Origin of the sequence: Rhizobium anhuiense, assembly GCF_003985145.1 — a bacterium.
Classification (GTDB): Bacteria; Pseudomonadota; Alphaproteobacteria; order Rhizobiales; family Rhizobiaceae; genus Rhizobium; species Rhizobium anhuiense.
Map to the genome: position 1 here is coordinate 330,352 of NZ_ML133521.1, position 15,958 is coordinate 346,309.

The 15,958-nt window shown below is 60.2% G+C and carries 22 protein-coding genes; 15 read left to right on the forward strand and 7 right to left on the reverse strand.

Translation table 11 applies throughout. The annotated features are described in order from the left end of the window. Positions 1-115 precede the first annotated feature (115 nt). Positions 116-712, reverse strand: coding sequence for a TetR/AcrR family transcriptional regulator (locus EEQ99_RS01620; RefSeq protein ID WP_127429915.1), 597 nt, complete (start codon positions 710-712; stop codon positions 116-118). 103 nt (positions 713-815) lie between these two features. On the opposite strand from EEQ99_RS01620, the gene EEQ99_RS01625 reads away from it, so the two are divergent. Together EEQ99_RS01625 and EEQ99_RS34395 are read left to right on the forward strand one after the other, a co-directional pair. Then, on the forward strand, positions 816-1,859 hold the full coding sequence (locus EEQ99_RS01625) for a saccharopine dehydrogenase family protein (RefSeq protein WP_127429916.1): 1,044 nt from the start codon (positions 816-818) through the stop codon (positions 1,857-1,859). Positions 1,860-2,141: 282 nt separating this feature from the next. Then, the gene (locus tag EEQ99_RS34395) at positions 2,142-2,480 is read left to right on the forward strand and encodes a hypothetical protein (RefSeq protein WP_164735884.1); all 339 of its coding nucleotides are present in this window, start codon (positions 2,142-2,144) and stop codon (positions 2,478-2,480) included. A gap of 83 nt (positions 2,481-2,563) precedes the next feature. On the opposite strand, the gene EEQ99_RS01635 is transcribed toward EEQ99_RS34395, so the two are convergent. Then, the gene (locus EEQ99_RS01635; RefSeq protein WP_028756770.1) at positions 2,564-3,184 is read right to left on the reverse strand and encodes a helix-turn-helix domain-containing protein; all 621 of its coding nucleotides are present in this window, start codon (positions 3,182-3,184) and stop codon (positions 2,564-2,566) included. Continuing rightward, positions 3,174-3,359, reverse strand: coding sequence for a hypothetical protein (locus tag EEQ99_RS01640; protein WP_063475849.1), 186 nt, complete (start codon positions 3,357-3,359; stop codon positions 3,174-3,176). Before EEQ99_RS01640 ends, EEQ99_RS01635 begins: the two co-directional genes overlap by 11 nt. Positions 3,360-3,736: 377 nt before the next feature. Between EEQ99_RS01640 and msuE the strand changes: the two genes are divergently transcribed. From msuE to EEQ99_RS01660, 6 genes are all read left to right on the forward strand, one after another. Then, positions 3,737-4,297: an FMN reductase gene (msuE, locus tag EEQ99_RS01645; RefSeq protein ID WP_028756772.1), complete on the forward strand. Its 561-nt coding sequence runs from the start codon at positions 3,737-3,739 to the stop codon at positions 4,295-4,297. 11 nt (positions 4,298-4,308) lie between these two features. Further along, entirely contained in the window at positions 4,309-4,506 is a 198-nt protein-coding gene (locus tag EEQ99_RS01650; protein WP_028756773.1) for a hypothetical protein, read from the forward strand. Between the two features lie 96 nt (positions 4,507-4,602). After that, on the forward strand, positions 4,603-4,779 hold the full coding sequence (locus tag EEQ99_RS34400) for a hypothetical protein (protein ID WP_164735886.1): 177 nt from the start codon (positions 4,603-4,605) through the stop codon (positions 4,777-4,779). Between the two features lie 13 nt (positions 4,780-4,792). Then, a complete protein-coding gene (locus EEQ99_RS34405) occupies positions 4,793-4,945 on the forward strand; it encodes a hypothetical protein (protein WP_164735887.1) in 153 nt (50 codons plus the stop codon). A 67-nt stretch (positions 4,946-5,012) separates the two neighbouring features. Then, positions 5,013-5,594, forward strand: a complete 582-nt coding sequence (locus EEQ99_RS01655) for an RBBP9/YdeN family alpha/beta hydrolase (RefSeq protein ID WP_028756774.1) — start codon at positions 5,013-5,015, stop codon at positions 5,592-5,594. 10 nt (positions 5,595-5,604) lie between these two features. Next, a complete protein-coding gene (locus tag EEQ99_RS01660) occupies positions 5,605-5,907 on the forward strand; it encodes a hypothetical protein (RefSeq protein ID WP_028756775.1) in 303 nt (100 codons plus the stop codon). A gap of 160 nt (positions 5,908-6,067) precedes the next feature. Here EEQ99_RS01660 and EEQ99_RS01665 read toward each other — a convergent pair whose 3' ends face one another. From EEQ99_RS01665 to tauA, 3 genes are read right to left on the reverse strand one after another with little or no spacing between them, the layout of a single operon-like run. Further along, positions 6,068-6,922, reverse strand: coding sequence for an ABC transporter permease subunit (locus EEQ99_RS01665; RefSeq protein ID WP_028756776.1), 855 nt, complete (start codon positions 6,920-6,922; stop codon positions 6,068-6,070). Continuing rightward, positions 6,919-7,707, reverse strand: coding sequence for a taurine ABC transporter ATP-binding protein (locus EEQ99_RS01670; protein WP_028756777.1), 789 nt, complete (start codon positions 7,705-7,707; stop codon positions 6,919-6,921). Before EEQ99_RS01670 ends, EEQ99_RS01665 begins: the two co-directional genes overlap by 4 nt. A gap of 56 nt (positions 7,708-7,763) precedes the next feature. Continuing rightward, complete coding sequence (gene tauA / locus EEQ99_RS01675) at positions 7,764-8,777, reverse strand: taurine ABC transporter substrate-binding protein (protein ID WP_028756778.1); 1,014 nt, start codon at positions 8,775-8,777, stop codon at positions 7,764-7,766. Positions 8,778-8,962: 185 nt separating this feature from the next. Here tauA and EEQ99_RS01680 point away from each other — a divergent pair, with 185 nt between their 5' ends. Together EEQ99_RS01680 and EEQ99_RS01685 are read left to right on the forward strand one after the other, a co-directional pair. Then, positions 8,963-10,357: an FAD/NAD(P)-binding protein gene (locus EEQ99_RS01680; protein ID WP_174824434.1), complete on the forward strand. Its 1,395-nt coding sequence runs from the start codon at positions 8,963-8,965 to the stop codon at positions 10,355-10,357. A gap of 140 nt (positions 10,358-10,497) precedes the next feature. Continuing rightward, positions 10,498-11,190, forward strand: coding sequence for a GntR family transcriptional regulator (locus EEQ99_RS01685; protein ID WP_028756780.1), 693 nt, complete (start codon positions 10,498-10,500; stop codon positions 11,188-11,190). A 47-nt stretch (positions 11,191-11,237) separates the two neighbouring features. Here EEQ99_RS01685 and EEQ99_RS01690 read toward each other — a convergent pair whose 3' ends face one another. Further along, positions 11,238-11,585 (reverse strand): DUF7079 family protein, encoded by a 348-nt coding sequence (locus EEQ99_RS01690; RefSeq protein ID WP_425299636.1) that lies wholly within the window; start codon positions 11,583-11,585, stop codon positions 11,238-11,240. Between the two features lie 72 nt (positions 11,586-11,657). Here EEQ99_RS01690 and EEQ99_RS01695 point away from each other — a divergent pair, with 72 nt between their 5' ends. The 5 genes from EEQ99_RS01695 to EEQ99_RS01715 all read left to right on the forward strand — a co-directional run bounded on the left by EEQ99_RS01695 (position 11,658) and on the right by EEQ99_RS01715 (position 15,958). Further along, the gene (locus tag EEQ99_RS01695; protein WP_127429919.1) at positions 11,658-12,188 is read left to right on the forward strand and encodes a hypothetical protein; all 531 of its coding nucleotides are present in this window, start codon (positions 11,658-11,660) and stop codon (positions 12,186-12,188) included. A gap of 338 nt (positions 12,189-12,526) precedes the next feature. After that, the gene (locus EEQ99_RS01700) at positions 12,527-13,129 is read left to right on the forward strand and encodes an amino acid synthesis family protein (RefSeq protein ID WP_028756781.1); all 603 of its coding nucleotides are present in this window, start codon (positions 12,527-12,529) and stop codon (positions 13,127-13,129) included. Positions 13,130-13,143: 14 nt separating this feature from the next. Beyond that, positions 13,144-13,989, forward strand: a complete 846-nt coding sequence (locus EEQ99_RS01705; RefSeq protein ID WP_028756782.1) for an alpha/beta fold hydrolase — start codon at positions 13,144-13,146, stop codon at positions 13,987-13,989. Beyond that, positions 13,986-14,921: a flavin reductase family protein gene (locus tag EEQ99_RS01710; protein ID WP_028756783.1), complete on the forward strand. Its 936-nt coding sequence runs from the start codon at positions 13,986-13,988 to the stop codon at positions 14,919-14,921. Before EEQ99_RS01705 ends, EEQ99_RS01710 begins: the two co-directional genes overlap by 4 nt. Continuing rightward, a complete protein-coding gene (locus tag EEQ99_RS01715; protein ID WP_028756784.1) occupies positions 14,918-15,958 on the forward strand; it encodes an LLM class flavin-dependent oxidoreductase in 1,041 nt (346 codons plus the stop codon). Before EEQ99_RS01710 ends, EEQ99_RS01715 begins: the two co-directional genes overlap by 4 nt.

Sequence of the window (15,958 nt, forward strand, 5' to 3'; positions counted from 1 at the left end):
GGCAATGATGTTTGAAAAGCCGGGATTTGGGGGCTCAGTCGCCCTGTCTTGCGGCTTCCTTTTGCCCCCATTTCACAGCTCTGCAATTTGTACTTTCAGCGGATGTCCAGTGTGATCAGCTACGGCTGGCGGCGATCAGGGCGTGCGCTGCATCGCGTAGCAAACCGGTGGCCTCGCCGGGTTCAAAGAGCTGCATGCTGACAAAGGCGCCGTTGATCAGAACCGCGAGTTGACCGGCGAGCCGATCGGGCGCGGCAACCGCAAGCCCCTCGGCGATGGTCTTCAGACGCCGCCGCATCTCGCGCATGTGAGCTTCGGCGACCTTGCGGGCAGGGTGATCCGCTTCGGGAAATTCGGCTGCGGTGTTGATCTGCGGACAGCCTCGGTAGTTTTCCCGCCCGACCCGTTCGCCGATCCACTCAAAATGTGCATCGAGCTCGGCTTCGGCATCGTCGGGATGCTGTTCCGTCACGCGATCCCAGGTGCTCCAGAAGTCCAGGTCTTCGCGCTTGAGGAAGGCCGCGATGAGGTCGTCCTTCGTGCCGAAATGGCGGTAGAGGCTGGTTTTGGCGACGCCGGATTTTTCGACCACAAGATCGACACCGACAGCACGCACGCCGCGCCGGTAAAAGAGTTCCGACGCCGTCTCGAGAATTCTATCCCGCACCTCGTTGCCGCCAGAGGCACGGGAGTTCGTTGCGCTTTTCGACATTCGTGTACCTCCAAGGTCGCCAGCATAACAGCAAACGGATTGACACGCTACAGACCTGTATGTTTTATTGAATACAGACAGGTCTGTAGCGCAGGAGAAAACAATGACCATCTACGAAGCCGACATCACGAAGACGTCCCAATCTATCGCGGTCTTGGGAGCGAACGGCCATACCGGTCGTTTTGTCGTCGCCGAACTGTTGCGGCGCGGTCTCAAGCCCATCGCGATTGGACGGAATGCCGAGCGGCTGGCGGCTGCGGGCTTTGCGGAGCGCGGCATCGAATGCCGCGAAGCAGCGGTCGAGGATGACGGGGAACTGGACAGGGCGCTAGCCGGCGCGGCGGCGGTCATCAACTGCGCCGGCCCGTTCATGGACACCGCCGACGCAGTGGTGCGTGCCGCGTTGCGAGCGGGGATTCATTATCTCGACGTGACGGCCGAGCAACCGAGTGTGCAGGCCACGTTCGAGAGGCATGAGGTTGCGGCCCGGGAAGCGGGCATAGCCGTCATCCCGGCCATGGGTTTCTATGGCGGTTTGGCCGACCTGCTCGTGGCAGCTGTCATGGACGAGTGGGAGCACGCCGACGACATCGAAATTCGAGTTGCGCTTGACAGCTGGCTGCCGACGAGAGGCACACGCGTTACCGGAGAAAGAAACACCGCACGGCGCCTGGCCGTCAGCGGTGGGCAGTTGGAGCCGGTGCCTCAACCGCCTGCTGAAAGGGTGTCGATTTTACCGGCCCCGTTCGGCCGGCAGACTTTCGTCGAGCTTCCCTTTTCGGAAGTGCCGCTGATCGCCCGGCACGTCCGGACGAAGGAACTGCACACCTTCTTGAGCACAACCGCTCTGCGGGATGTTCGCGACTCGTCGACGCCTCCGCCGCAGGCAGTCGACGAATCCGGGCGTTCGGCGCAGCGCTTTGCCGTAGAAGTGATCGTCACGCAGGGCGACGTGCGCCGTCAGATTGTCGCACAGGGACAAGACATCTACGCCGTCACGGCGCCGATCATCTGTGAAGCGGTCCAGCGTATCCTCTCGGGACGCATCCGCGATATCGGCGCAAAGGCGCCGGCAGCCATTTTCGATGCCGCTAACTTCCTGCAGGCGCTCGGCCCGGATCTGTCGGTCGAGATATCGGAAACTTAGTTCGGAAACGCCAGACTTTCAGAAAGTCCCTCACAATGGCGTGGGGGACTTAATTCTCCTGGCGTATTCAAAGAGACTGTTCAGAACGATCGTCCCGCTCGGGCGATCATAGCGGATGGAATTCCGTTATCTTGGCAAGATTGCGCATTCCCATCGAAACCACTCCATTCTATTGGAGGAAAAGATAGGGGAAGATTTTTTTACATTGTTTGCTGCAATTAGTTCTTTTATCTCCCATTTCATCGAAACGCGAAACGCCACGATATTGATCGGAGAGAGACAATGAACCCCGCCATGAACATGATGCCGATGATGAACAACATGATGCCCGCCATGATGAACCCGATGATGGGTGGAATGATGCCGATGATGTCAGGCATGCCCATGATGAACGGCGCCATGATGCCGATGATGGCCTCCATGCCGATGATGATGATGATGGGCGCCATGAAGTGCACCATGACTGCCGAGGGCATGGTCTGTGAAATGAAGCCGATGGAAGGCATGGACAAGGACATGTTCATGGAATGCTGCAAGCGCATGATGTCTATGATGTCCGGCGGCATGCCTGTCATGATGAACTGCGGCGGCATGATGATGTGCTGCACGATGGCCGCCTGAGCCATCTCCGGCGCATCTGAAAAGATGCGCGGCGCTCTCACGGCAATGACGAGGAGCCTCCGGAGACGGGGGCTCTTTTTGCGTTAGACGCGAACGTCTTCGAGATAGGTCGTCACCAGGTAGAGGATCGCTTCCGTTCCTGTCATATTGCGGTAGATATGGGGCACGTCGGCATCGAAGATGATGGCGTCGCCTTCGCCCAGGATATGCGGCGCCTGCCTGCCGGCGATGATTTCGACGGTGCCTTGGGCAACGACCAGATTTTCCACCGTTCCATGCTGATGGGCATCGGCACTTTCGCTATGGTGCGGAGCGATCCTCAGCTCGTAGAATTCTACTTTTCGCTCGCCTTCGAAGGGGAAAAGAGCCCGTGTCCGGAAGCGCCCTTCGGACGAGGCGAGGATTTTCGATCTTGCCCGCGGCACCGTAATGATCGAGGTCTCGCCGCGTTCGGCAATCAGTGCTGCGCAGGGAATGCCGAGAGCAAGCGCGATCTTCGAGAGAATGCTGAGCGTCGGGCTGCTTTTGCCCGTTTCGATCTGGCCGAGCATGGCGCGGCTGACGCCAGCGATCTTTGCCAGCCTGTCCAGGGAGTAACCGCGGCGGGTGCGAATGCGCCGCAAATTCTGTCCTGTCTGAACGGTGATCTGCTCGGCGGCGTCTATGGTTTCGACGTCGGAGAGAAGCGCTTGATCAGACGCCATATCCGGCAATGCCCATTGCCATCACCGGGACGAAACCCCAATAGGGCACCCACATCAGAACGGGCTGCATCGCGAAGGATGCCGGCGCGAGCGCCTTGGACGCATCAGCCGCATCTTTGCAGCGCGATTGCCGGTAAGCCTGGAAATCGATGACATCAGCCGTCTGCAATGGCATGAAAAACTCCCGCTAAAATCTATAAGGAATGTATATTTTCTGCGACGGAAAGGGCAGAGCGTGTCATCCAATCGTTCCGCTGAACCGGAAATCTTATACCAATAATATCCAACCTTGCGGCAAAGCCATTTAGCCCGAGCGGTTCACTGGCGCTTTTCCCCCGCTGTGTTTCCATGTTCCAAGACGTCTTTCCCATTGGAGCGATATCCCGTTTCTGCCTGCGGTCGCGAGAACCGGTGACGATCGCCCTGTAGCCTGTGCGTGCCGGGGCGAGAGCGAACGTTTTTTTCAACCAGCCGAATAAGGAGAGATGCACGTTCCTTTAATCTATAAATTTTGTAGACAATAGTTGAGGCAATCCAAAGAGAGGAAAAACCATGTCAGGTTTCAAACTCGTCGGCATTGCTGGCAGCTTCAACCGTCCTTCGAAGACATTGGCACTCGTGCGCCACGTCGCCGACCGCGCGAGCATTCGTTACGGATTTGCGAGCAAGACCTATGATCTCAATGATGTCGGTCCATCGCTGGGCAGGGCCTTGTGGCGCAAGGACCTCGACGAGCAGGCCAGACATGTCGTCGACGAGATCGTGCAGGCCGATGCCCTGATCATCGGCTCGCCGACCTACAAGGGCTCTTATCCCGGCCATTTCAAGCACCTCATCGATCTGCTCGATCCGCACGAGCTTCGTGGCAAGCCGATCATCATCACCGCGACAGGCGGCGGTGACCGGCATGCCTTGATGGTCGAGCATCAGCTTCGGCCGCTGTTCGGTTTCTTCATGGCCCATACCTTGCCGACTGCCGTTTATGCGGCCGATCGCGATTTTACCGACTATGCGGTCTCATCCGATCCGCTTTTGGCCCGCATCAACGAAGTGATCGGCGAATTGGCTGCCTTCTTCCCGGACGCAAACCCTGCACTGGCGGCGGCCGAGTAAGGGGCGCCGCCATGGTTCGATCTCAGGAGGCGAAAATGGATGATGCGGAAAGGCCGGGGCCAAGCGATCAATTGTGGAGCGTCTTCGAATTCGCCCGACGATATCGCCTCGCCAAACGCGAGGAGAACCGCCTGCTGATGCTCTACGGACCGACAGCATCGCTCCGCGATCTTCTCGCCAATGCGAGCCGTCATTCGCTGATGTCCTAGGGCAATTCCAGCAAAAGTGCACAGCGGTTTGCGTCCGGAATTGCGTGAAAACAAATGTTCTCGCTGAAAAGTACCAGTCCCTGACAGGAGGTTCGCATGAAGCTTGATTTTCACCTCTGGCTGAAACTGACGATTGGCCGATTGCTCGAGCCGAAGGCGCCGGCTGCGCACGCGCCTGCCAATGGATTGTTCACGCGCGACGAAGAGCGCGATTGGTCCGCACGCGAATACGAGCTCCATTATTGGGGCGCCATGCCAGGCCTTTGGTATTGAGGAGAGCGGTGTGATGGCGATTGTCGTTGAGACCGAGCTGCGTCGGCACAATGCGAGAAGGGCGGAAAGCAGCGTCATGTCGCAGCTCAGGCATGCGGCCGGGATCTGCACGATCGTCAGCTCTTTCACATTCCTGTTCGCTCTGGTGATCGGGTTGATCCGATGAATGGTGCCAGATGTTTGCCCCGATGGGAAAAAATACCGGCGCGCCGCCCGGGAGAGGATGGCGCCAGATGATCGATGTACTTATTCTTCCCGGGCTTTTCGGCTCGGGAGAAGGGCATTGGCAGCAGCATTGGCTGGAGGATCAGCCGGACAGCCGTTGCGTCGCTCAGGACGATTGGGATCATCCGAATCTGGACAGCTGGCTGTTGCGACTGGAAGGCGCGCTTGAGGAGGCCGGTGAGGCCTATCTCGTTGCCCATAGTCTCGGATGCCTGCTTGCCGCCCGGCTGGCCGGGCGAAGTGCGGCGCGCCGCGTCAAAGGAGCCTTGCTCGTCGCTCCATGCGATCTGCCGGCCACGGAAATTCTGCATCCGGGGCATATCTCGTTTGGCGCCATGCCGACGGCGCCTCTGCCCTTTCCGAGTATCGTCGTCGGCAGCATGAACGATGCCTACATGACGGTCGATCGGTTGACCCTGTTTGGCCGCCTGTGGAATGCCGAGACCAGGAATATCGGCCTTGCCGGCCATATCAATGTTTCCAGCGGCTTCGGCCGCTGGCGCAACGGCTACCGCCTGTTGCAGACCTTGAAGGCGCAGACGCGCGGTCGAAGGCATGTCGCTGCCATGCCGCCGGCTTTTGCGATGTGAGTGGAATCGGATGTCCGACATTGCCGCCGACCTCCTGCGCCTGAGCGAAGATCCGAATGCCGACCCGAGGACCAGGCGCCGGCAAACCATGGAGCGGTTGGTTCAGACGCTGCTTGCCATGGCCGATGCCGAAATCGGATCGGAAGATCCGCAGCATCGCCATTCCATTATCCATTTGACGACAATCATTCGCAATATGACCGGAAGGATCGCAGAGGCCGATGATGCAACATTTTCGGCAATCGTCAGGGAGGCCGTGATGCTGGTCCGCAGCCTGCAGCAGCGCCAGGCCGATGCGGTTACTGTGCACTGACCGATCGCGACATCCACGAGCGATGCCGCGAATTTTCGATACTCGGTGAATCTAGGATGGCCCTAACGGGCGAGCTCGGAGGTTGACGTCAACCCCCGAGCTGCACCGAATATCGCGTACGCAAGCCGATGTTTGGATGGCGCGCCATCCCGCCATTCGGTCAGAGCTTGCCTTTCCAGGGCACGAGGAACGCCTCCAGAAAGCGGATGGCGGCCGAGAAGGTGAAGGCGCAGATCGCGATGATGCCGATGCCGACGAAGACGACGTCGGTCGCCAGGAACTGTGAAGCCGACATGATCATGAAACCGATTCCGCGCGTGGAGGCGATCAATTCGGCCGCCACCAGTGTGCCCCAGCCGACACCGAGCGCAATGCGGATGCCGGTGAGAATTTCGGGCAGGGCGGAGGGCAGGACGATGTCCAGGAAGAGCTGCAGCCGGCTCGCGCCCAGCGAACGCGCGGCATTGACCCGCTCGATCGGCAGCGAACGAACGCCGGCCTGGGCCGAGAGGCAGATCGGCGCAAACATCGCCAGCACCAGCAGCGTGATCTTCGACGTCTCGCCGATGCCGAGCCAGATGATCATCAGCGGCAGGTAGGAGAGCGGCGGAAGCGGCCAGTAGAACTCGATCGGTGCGTCGAGCACGCCTTTTGCCCAGCGGTTCAGTCCCATGAGCAAGCCGAGCGGAATGCCGGCGGAAATGGCGATGAGGGCTGCGACCACGATGCGGAACAGGCTTGCAAAAATATGCTCGGACAGTGACGCGCCGGCGTAACCGTCGCGATAGACGGCGCCGATCTGTGTCAGCACCTCGTCCGGACGCGGCAGGAATAGGTGTGGAACGACGCCGAGCGCGGATACGACCCACCACAGCAGCAGTATGGCAAGCGCCGTGGCAATGCTGATGGCCACCGTCGACTTCTCACCGGCTCCGAAGCTTGCCATTTTCACCAGCTTGACCCGGCGGTCCTCACTACCAGTCGCAATCGGCGATGCCTGGACTATATCGCTCATGCGGCGCTCCTTAAATCTTCGGTGCTGTGCAGAATGGCGCGGATCTCCTCGCGCAGCTCGGCAAATTGCGGCGACGCCTTGATCGATCGGGCGTCGCCGGTTTCGGCGAAGCGGCGAACGAAATCCAGATCGAAACGCGCCACGACGCGTCCCGGTCGAGGCGACATGACCAGGACCTGCGTACCCAGGAACAGGGCCTCTTCGATCGAGTGGGTGATGAAGAAAACCTTCTTTGCCGTTTTATCCCAGATGGAAACCAGCAGTTCCTGCATCTGCTCACGCGTCAGGCTGTCGAGCGCGCCGAACGGCTCATCCATCAGCAGGATGTCGGGATTTGTCGCCAGAGCACGCGCGATGCCGACACGCTGGCGCATGCCGCCAGACAGCTCGTAGGGAAACGCGCCGGCGAATTCATCGAGGCCGACGAGCCTGAGCAACTCCCGGGCGCGCGCTTCGCGCTCCTTGCGCTTGACCCCGGCGAATTTCAAACCGAGCGCGACATTGTCGACGACGGATTTCCACGGCAGCAGCGAGTCCTTCTGAAAGACGACGCCGCGATCGGCACCCGGCCGTTCGACCGCGCGGCCGTCGAGCGTGATCCGGCCTTCCGAAAGCGGAAGGAAACCGGCAATCGCATTGAGAAGAGTTGATTTGCCGCATCCCGACGCTCCAAGCGCGACGACGAAACCCCGTTCGGGAATGTCGAAAGACACGCGATCAAGCGCGTGAACGGTCCGCCCGTCGCGGGCTGCGAAGAAAACACTGGCGTGATCGACTTTAAGCATATTCCTGCTCGCATGTTAGACGCCGGCGCGGCAAGCCGCGCCGGCGTCGGGGAGGATCAGTTGCTGACGCCGGTCAGCGCGTCGGCGGTGACGAAGGCGCCGTAATTGGCCAGCACGTCGGAGACCTTGCCCTGTTCCTTCAGGAATGATGCCGTGTCCTTGAGGATCTTGCCGGCACCCGCCTTTTCGCCGCCGCCGAGCCAGGCATCCGATGCCTGAATCTCAGGCGTCAGAAGCGTGAGGTTCTTCAGGGCCGATGCTTGCTGGTCGGCTGTGCCGCCGAGAAGCTTGGCGAGCGACTTGGCGTTGTCGCTGTCGGGACCCCAGGCGGCTTTGTCCGAGGCGAAGGATGCGTAGTATTTGTTGATGACCGACGCGAAGCCCTTCAGGAATGCCGGGTTGTCGGCGGCAAATTTCGAGGTCGCGACCCAGGCCGAGAATGTCGGCGCACCCTTGTCCGCCACGTCCTTGGAGGTGACAAGAACCTTCCCGTTCTTCTTCAGTTCGGTGAGCGCCGGATCCCAGACGAAGCCGCCGTCGATATCGCCGCGGTTATAGCTGGCGACGATTTCGGGCTGAGGGATGGCGAAGACCTGAACGTCCTTTTCGGTCAGGCCCAACGATTTGATCAGCGCCAGCAGCTGATAGTGGTCGGTGGAAACAGGCGCGGCAGCAAGCTTCTTGCCCTTCAGATCGTTCAGGCTTTCGATGCCGGAACCGTTGCGGACGACGAGAGCCTCGTCGATGCCCGAGATGGAGGCGAGGTAAAAGGCCTTGACCTCGAGCCCGCGTGATACTGCAGCCGCAAACGGGCTGGAGCCGACATAACCGACCTGAACGTCACCGGAGGCAATCGCCGCAAAGATCTCGGCGCCCGAATTAAATCTGCGGAAGTCGATGTCATACCCGGTTTCCTTGGCAAATTCGCCATTGGCGATCGCCACGGAAGACGGCAAGGCATCGGTTTGATAGCCGACCACCACCTTCTGGTCCGCCGCTTCGGCGATAACAGTCGTTGCAAGCGTGCCGACGCCGATAGCGATCGCGGCAACCAAAGTTCTGAAATTCATTTTGAGCCCCTTTGTTCAGGGCCGCACGGCCCTCGATCTCACCCGCAAAAGGGTAATGGTTGGGAACGGGCTAGCGGGAGAAATAACAAACTATATTTATAGACGATAGAGATAATTGTTTCGTGATTCTGCCGCTTGTGCGATCCGTAAGGCACGGCGAGCGATCTCGAGGCGTGAATGACGAAATGTCTCGCCGGGCGTTGCGGAGCTTCAGGGAGAATGCGTTGATATACGATGTTATCGTGGTCGGTTCCGGTTTTTCAGCGATTGCCGTGACCTGCAATCTCATCGAGCAGCTTCCCGCCTCGGCGAAGGTTGCCGTCGTCGGCGACGATCCCGGTTTCGGGCGCGGGACGGCGTACCGAACGGAGCTCTATCTCCATCGCCTCAATGTTCCCGCCGGCCGCATGAGCCTGCTGCCGCATCAACCCGACGACTTTGTCGACTGGCTGAAACGTCATGGACGCCTGATGCAGGCAGGCGATTTCGCCTCGCGCAGCGATTACGGTCTTTATGTCCGCGACACACTTGCGCGGCTGCTTCGAAAGCGGGACGGTCGTTGCCGGGTCGATTTCATCAAGGCCAAGGCGGCCGGATGCGTGGAACGTTACAGCAGCACGCTGGCCTTCCATCTCGGTAATGGCGACGAGATTGCCGGCAGGAACGTGGTGCTTTGTCTCGGTGTCGGCAATGCCAGCCTTCCGGTCGATCCGGATGGCGTCCCGCCATCGCTGCGATCACGGATCATCGAGAACCCGTGGCGGCTTTCGTGGCTAAGGCGCGTCGCATCGTCCGATGCGGTGTGCATCCTCGGATCCGGTCTGACGATGATCGATCAGGTTCTGGCGCTACGCGCCCACGGCCATAGCGGCAGGATCGATGTACTTTCGCGGCGCGGGCTCGCACCGCTCGGACATGCGAGGGAATTGCCGGCGCCATTGTCGATCGACGTCGAGGCGCTTCCGGATACGATCAGCGAGATATTGAAGAGCTTGCGGGGCAAGAGCAGGACGGTTGCCGACTGGCGAGGCGTGATGGACGGTCTGAGGCCCGCAACGCAGGCTCTCTGGCAACGGCTTTCCAGCAAGGAACGGTCGCGATTCCTCAGGCATGCGCTTCCCTGGTGGAATATCCATCGCCATCGGGTCGCGCCCGACGTGTTCGACAAGTTTGAGAAGCTGGTCTCGGACGGAATCGTTCGTTTCCACGCGGGTTTCCTGAAATCGCTCGGAGCCCAGGAGGGCAGGCTCCTTGCCAGCTACAGGGTGAGAGCAACGCCGCAGATCGCCGGGATCAATGCGGACTGGCTCGTCAACTGCACGGGAATGGAGCGCGCCGGGATCAGCCACTCACCGCTCCTGAAGGAGATGAGCCGGTTTCAATTGATCGTCCCCGATCCCCTTGGTCTCGGGATCCAGGTGAATGCCGCTTCCGAGGTGACAGCCCCGTCCGAGATCTCGCCGGCCCGACTCTTCGCAGTCGGCGCCCTGACGGCGGGACAATTCTGGGAGATCACCGCCGTTCCGGATATCCGGGTGCAAGCCAAGGCCGTAGCCGAGGAGATCGTTTCGAGAGGCTGAACCTTTCCGGGCGGCACGGCGCTTGTTGAATTGTCGGTCGCCGACAGCTACAGTATCTGGTACGCCATAATACGATTCTTGCATTCGGCTGCCGCTGGGGAATTTGAGCGTGCGAAGTCAGTCCAACACTGAGGTACAGAATGAGCGGTGCTCTGAAGGACGCCATTAGAGTCGAGCGTCCTGCAAAGACCTTGCGGGAATTGGCGCTCGACAAGGTCCGCGAGGCCATCGTCAACGGATATTTCCGTCCCGGAGATCGCCTTGTCGAGCGCGATCTCTGCGCCCAGCTCGGGGTCAGCCGAACGGTGGTGCGCGAGGTTCTGAGACATCTCGAATCGGAAGGGCTTGTCGCCAATCTGCCGAACAAGGGGCCGATCGTCGCGCAGCTCGACATCGAGGAAGCCAAACAGATCTATGAGATCCGCGGCGCGCTCGAAGGCATGGCGGCGCGGCTATGCGCCGAGCGCCGCAGCCCCGAGATCGTCGCCGCGCTGGAGGAATCCCTGAGTGGGATTCGCAACAGTTACCGCGATAACGATATGGCGGGTGTGCTGACCAACACCTCTTCCTTCTATCAAACACTGTTCACGATGGTCGACAGGCACGTTGCCTGGGGCGTCGTCAACCTCCTCACCGTGCGCATAAACCACTTGCGTTCGATGACGATCAAGACGGAGGGGCGCGGCATCGAAGGACCGGCACAGATGTCGAAGATCGTCGATGCCATCCGCCGCGGCGACGGCGAGGGGGCTTACCGGGCGGCGATGGATCACGTCGCCGCTGCGAGCGCGATCGCCGAAGCGGTACTGTCCGCCAAGAAGCCGGCCGAATAGGCGAGGCGCAGGCCGCTGCGGTATTGCGGCATATTGCGAGGGTGGCCTCATCCCTGTTCGAGGAATTGCGCGATCTTCTCCCATTCTTGCTCGATATGCCGTCGACGCAACACCCGTTTCAGCCATGACAGAAGACGAAAACGTCGCCGCGACAGCGATTGGAACATGATGGTTTGGACATCGTTCTCGCGCCAACCGGCCCATTCTCCTGCAACGGAGCAGAGGTTTGATGCAAATGCCGGGGCCACCTCGTCCTCCAGGATGGATCGGAGCTCCGCAAGGGAGTATCCGGATATGTCGAGCGCCTTGGCGATCCGGCGATAGTCCTTTGCCTGCAATTCGCTGTCGAGGAACACCTCCGACATCGCGTGCCAAACCGGCAACCTTCTCTGCACATCGAACAAGGCAATTTGCGTCAAAGTGCGGGCACCCCCTGCGAGCTTGCAAGGCGTGCGAGCAGACCGGCTTTGACGCTCTCCGACGCAAAGCTCGCTTCGATCGATGCGCCACGTTCAGGACGCATGTGGATTTCCGCTTTCGGCAATGTGCGGAAGGAGATAGATCGACGACACGGCTTTTTCCCTCTCCCGACCCGCGGTCATAATCCTTCTGGGAAACATACGCATTCACTGCGCAAGGGCGCGCATTTATCCAAAATTGCCTGTCTTCAGGCGGTAGACGGTGAAGTCCAAAAAGGCGGGGAGCACAATGCCGATGATCACGACCTGACGGATCATCCGCATGCGTTTTTCTTGTGGCGACAAGCTCATTCCCCGGGCGAGAATGATCAAAGCTCGATAGGCGCCCGCAGACAAATGCGTCAAGCCGTATCAAGGTCCCTTTGCGGAGCATGGACGTTGAGCGAGCTGCCGCACGGAACTGAATCCACATACCGGCCGGATGCAGACGGCATTCGCCATGATGACCCCGTGCAATTCACGACAATTCATACTCCGCGCTTGACACTCAACTTTGCTCAATGTGATGGTATGCCATAATAAATAATATATGAGGCGGTATCATAGGAACTGGGATGGTTGTGGCGTCCGGCTTCGTTGCGCCTGCGGGCCGCCGCGGGGCCCCTGGCGGTTCACCACAGGCTGAAAGAAGGAAAGTGCTTCCGGAGCGTCGAATGCGCACGCGTGCCGACGTCGAGATTCGGGAGCCGGCCAACATTGGCAGCAGCTGATCTGCGGCGATCGCGTTCAACGGATAAGCCTTTGTTTTTGAATGAGTATCTTGGGAGGATTGTCTAAGTCCGCGTCTTCGCGGGAACGAACTTGACACTCATATATTATGGTATACCATCATACGAAACTGAGAAATGAGGTGTTCGGTGGCCATTCAAATTCGCAAGACGGGACTGCAGATCGAGACGACGTTGATCGAGGGCGGCAAGGCCGCGGCGGTTCCGCTGAAGCTGTTTACCGCCTTCGCGGTCGTGAAGAATCCCTGGGCGGGCCGTGGCTTCGTCGATGACCTCAAGCCTGAAATCCATGCAGGCGCTCCGGTGCTCGGCGAGTTGCTGACCAAGATGATCATCGATGCGGTCGGCTCCGGTGACGCCGTCGAAGCATATGGAAAGTCCGCGGTCGTCGGCCTGGACGGCGAGATCGAACACGGATCGGCGCTCATCCATACGCTGCGCTTCGGCAATTTCTATCGCCAAGCCGTCGGCGCCAAGTCCTATCTCGCCTTCTGCAACACACGCGGTCCTGCCAACGCGCCGATCATGATCCCGCTGATGGACAAGAACGATGAGGGTCGCCGCTCGCATTACCTGACCATCCAGACGTCGATCCCCGACGCGCCTGCCGCCGACGAGATCGTCGTGGCCCTCGGTGCTTCGATAGGCGGACGCCCCCATCACCGCATCGGCGACCGCTACCAGGATCTGAAGGACCTGGGGCAGGACGTCGCCAATCCTGCGGGCGTTTGAGGGAGCGCTTTGAGATGCTGACAGCCGGATCGACCGCAGGCACCGCTGCAGCAACGAACGCCGCCGGTGCCTTGCCCCGAAAGAAGACGGCAAGCGGCACGGCCTATCACGAGGCCGGCAGTGGTGAGCCGCTGGTTCTCATTCACGGCGTCGGCATGCGGCTCGAGGCCTGGGCTCCGCAGATCGCATTTCTGTCTGCGGACCATCGCGTCATCGCCGTCGACATGCCGGGACACGGTGAGAGCGCAAAGCTGCCGGCAGGCAGTCGGCTCGAGGAATTCGTCGCCTGGTTCGGCCGCTTTCTCGACGAGATGGCGATCGACGCGGCAAATGTTGCCGGGCACTCGATGGGCGCATTGGTATCGGGAGGGGCGGCAGCGACCTTTGGCAAGCGTATCAGCCGTGTCGCATACCTCAATGGCGTCTACAGGCGCGACCCTGAAGCCAAGGCTGCCGTCTTGGCGCGGGCTGCGGCCATTCCGGTGGCGGGCGTCGACAAGGAAGGGCCTCTGGCCCGCTGGTTCGGCGATGATGCGGACAGCATCGTTGCGCGTGAATTGACACGAAAGTGGCTGAACCTCGTTGATCCCCAGGGCTATGCCGTCGCTTACGCTGCCTTTGCGGGCGGAGACGAGACCTACGCCGATGGCTGGAAGGATGTGGCCGGTCCGGCCCTGTTCCTGACGGGGTCCGATGATCCGAATTCGACACCCCTGATGGCGACGCAAATGGCAGAGCTTGCGCCGCAGGGCTACGTCCGTATCGTCGAAGGTCATCGTCACATGGTGAACCTGACCGCGCCTGATATCGTCAATTCGCTGCTCGCTGAGTGGCTGTCGTTCGGGGAGGATGAACGATGACAATCCAGACTGTCGACCCAAGGGCATTGCGAGATGCATTCGGCGCTTTTCCCACAGGCGTGACCGTCGTCACCGCCTGCGACGGGGATGGAAATCCGATCGGCTTCACGGCGAACTCCTTCACCTCGGTCTCGCTCAATCCACCTCTGCTGCTCGTCTGCCTTGCCAAGACGTCGCGCAATTTCGCCATCATGACCGGAGCGCCGCATTTTGCCATCAACGTGCTTTCGGAAACGCAGAAAGACGTGTCGAACACTTTTGCGCGCCCGGTCGAAGACAGGTTTGCGGCGGTCGAGTGGGCGAGGGGATCGGCAGGCTGCCCGATATTCTCGAATGTGGCGGCCTGGTTCGAATGCGCCATGGAACAGGTCATCGAGGCCGGCGACCACGTCATTTTGATGGGACGCATCGAAGCTTTCGACAATAGCGGCCGCAACGGTCTCGGCTATGCGCGCGGCGGTTATTTCACGCCGACGCTGGCAAGCAAGGCGGTTTCCGCGGCAAGCGAGGGCAATATCAAACTGGCCGCCGTCGTCGAGCGCCGCGGAGAGGTACTGCTGCTCGGCGAGGATGTGCTCTCCCTGCCAAGCGTCGACGCCTATGATGGCAACCCGACCGAGGCGTTGCAAACATACCTGGAGTCGCTCACCGGGCTGAAGGTCAGCATCGGCTTTCTCTATTCGGTCTATGAGGGCAAGAGCGACGGCAAGCAGCACATCGTCTATCACGCCGTTGCCGGCGAGGGCGAGCCTGCCGGCGGCAGGTTCGTAAAACCTGACGCCTTGGTTGCGGCAAAGTTCAAGACCAGTTCGACCGCCGATATCGTCAACCGTTTTGCGATGGAAAGCTCGATCGGCAATTTCGGCGTCTATTTCGGCGACGAGACCGGCGGCACCGTTCATCCCATTCCAGCCAAGGGCGCAAAATCATGAAGTTCTCCCTCTTCGTCCATATGGAACGGCTCGACGCCAGCCAGAGCCACAAAAGCCTCTATGAGGAATTCGTCGCGCTCTGCGAGATTGCCGACAAGGGCGGCATGCATGCGATCTGGACGGGCGAGCACCATGGCATGGATTTCACCATTGCGCCCAACCCGTTCGTGACCATTGCCGATCTGGCGCGCCGCACATCGCGGGCACGGCTTGGGACGGGGACGGTGATCGCCCCCTTCTGGCACCCGATCAAGCTAGCCGGCGAGGCCGCCATGGCCGACATCATCTGCGACGGAAGGCTCGATATCGGTATCGCGCGCGGCGCCTATTCCTTCGAATATGAACGTCTGCTGCCCGGTCTCGATGCCTGGGGCGCCGGCCAGCGCATGCGCGAGCTTATTCCGGCGGTCAAGGGCATATGGGCCGGCGACTACGCCCATGACGGGGAGTTCTTCAAGTTTCCCTCGACCACCTCGGCGCCGAAGCCGCTGCAGCAGCCGAACCCGCCCATCTGGGTTGCGGCGCGCGATCCGAACTCGCATGAATTTGCCGTTGCCAACGGCTGCAACGTTCAGGTGACGCCGCTCTGGCAGGGCGACGACGAGGTCCAGTCGTTGATGGAGCGCTTCAACGACGCCTGCGCCAAGAATCCCGATGTCGAGCGGCCGAAGATCATGCTGCTGCGCCATACCTATGTCGGCTCGTCAGAGGACGATGTCGCCCAGGCCGCCCATGAACTCAGCGTCTACTACAATTATTTCTTCGCCTGGTTCAAGAATGAGAAGCCGGTTACCCAGGGCCTGATTGAACGGATTCCGGACGAACAGATCAGAGCAAACGAGATGCTCTCGGATCAGGTCATGCGCACCAACAATGTGGTTGGCGACGCTGAGACCGTCATCGCCAGGCTCAAGGCGTATGAAGCGCTCGGCTATGACGAATATTCCTTCTGGATCGACACCGGCATGAGCTTCGAGCGCAAGAAGGCGTCGCTCGAACGCTTCATCACCGAGGTCATGCCGGCATTTCAGGAGTAA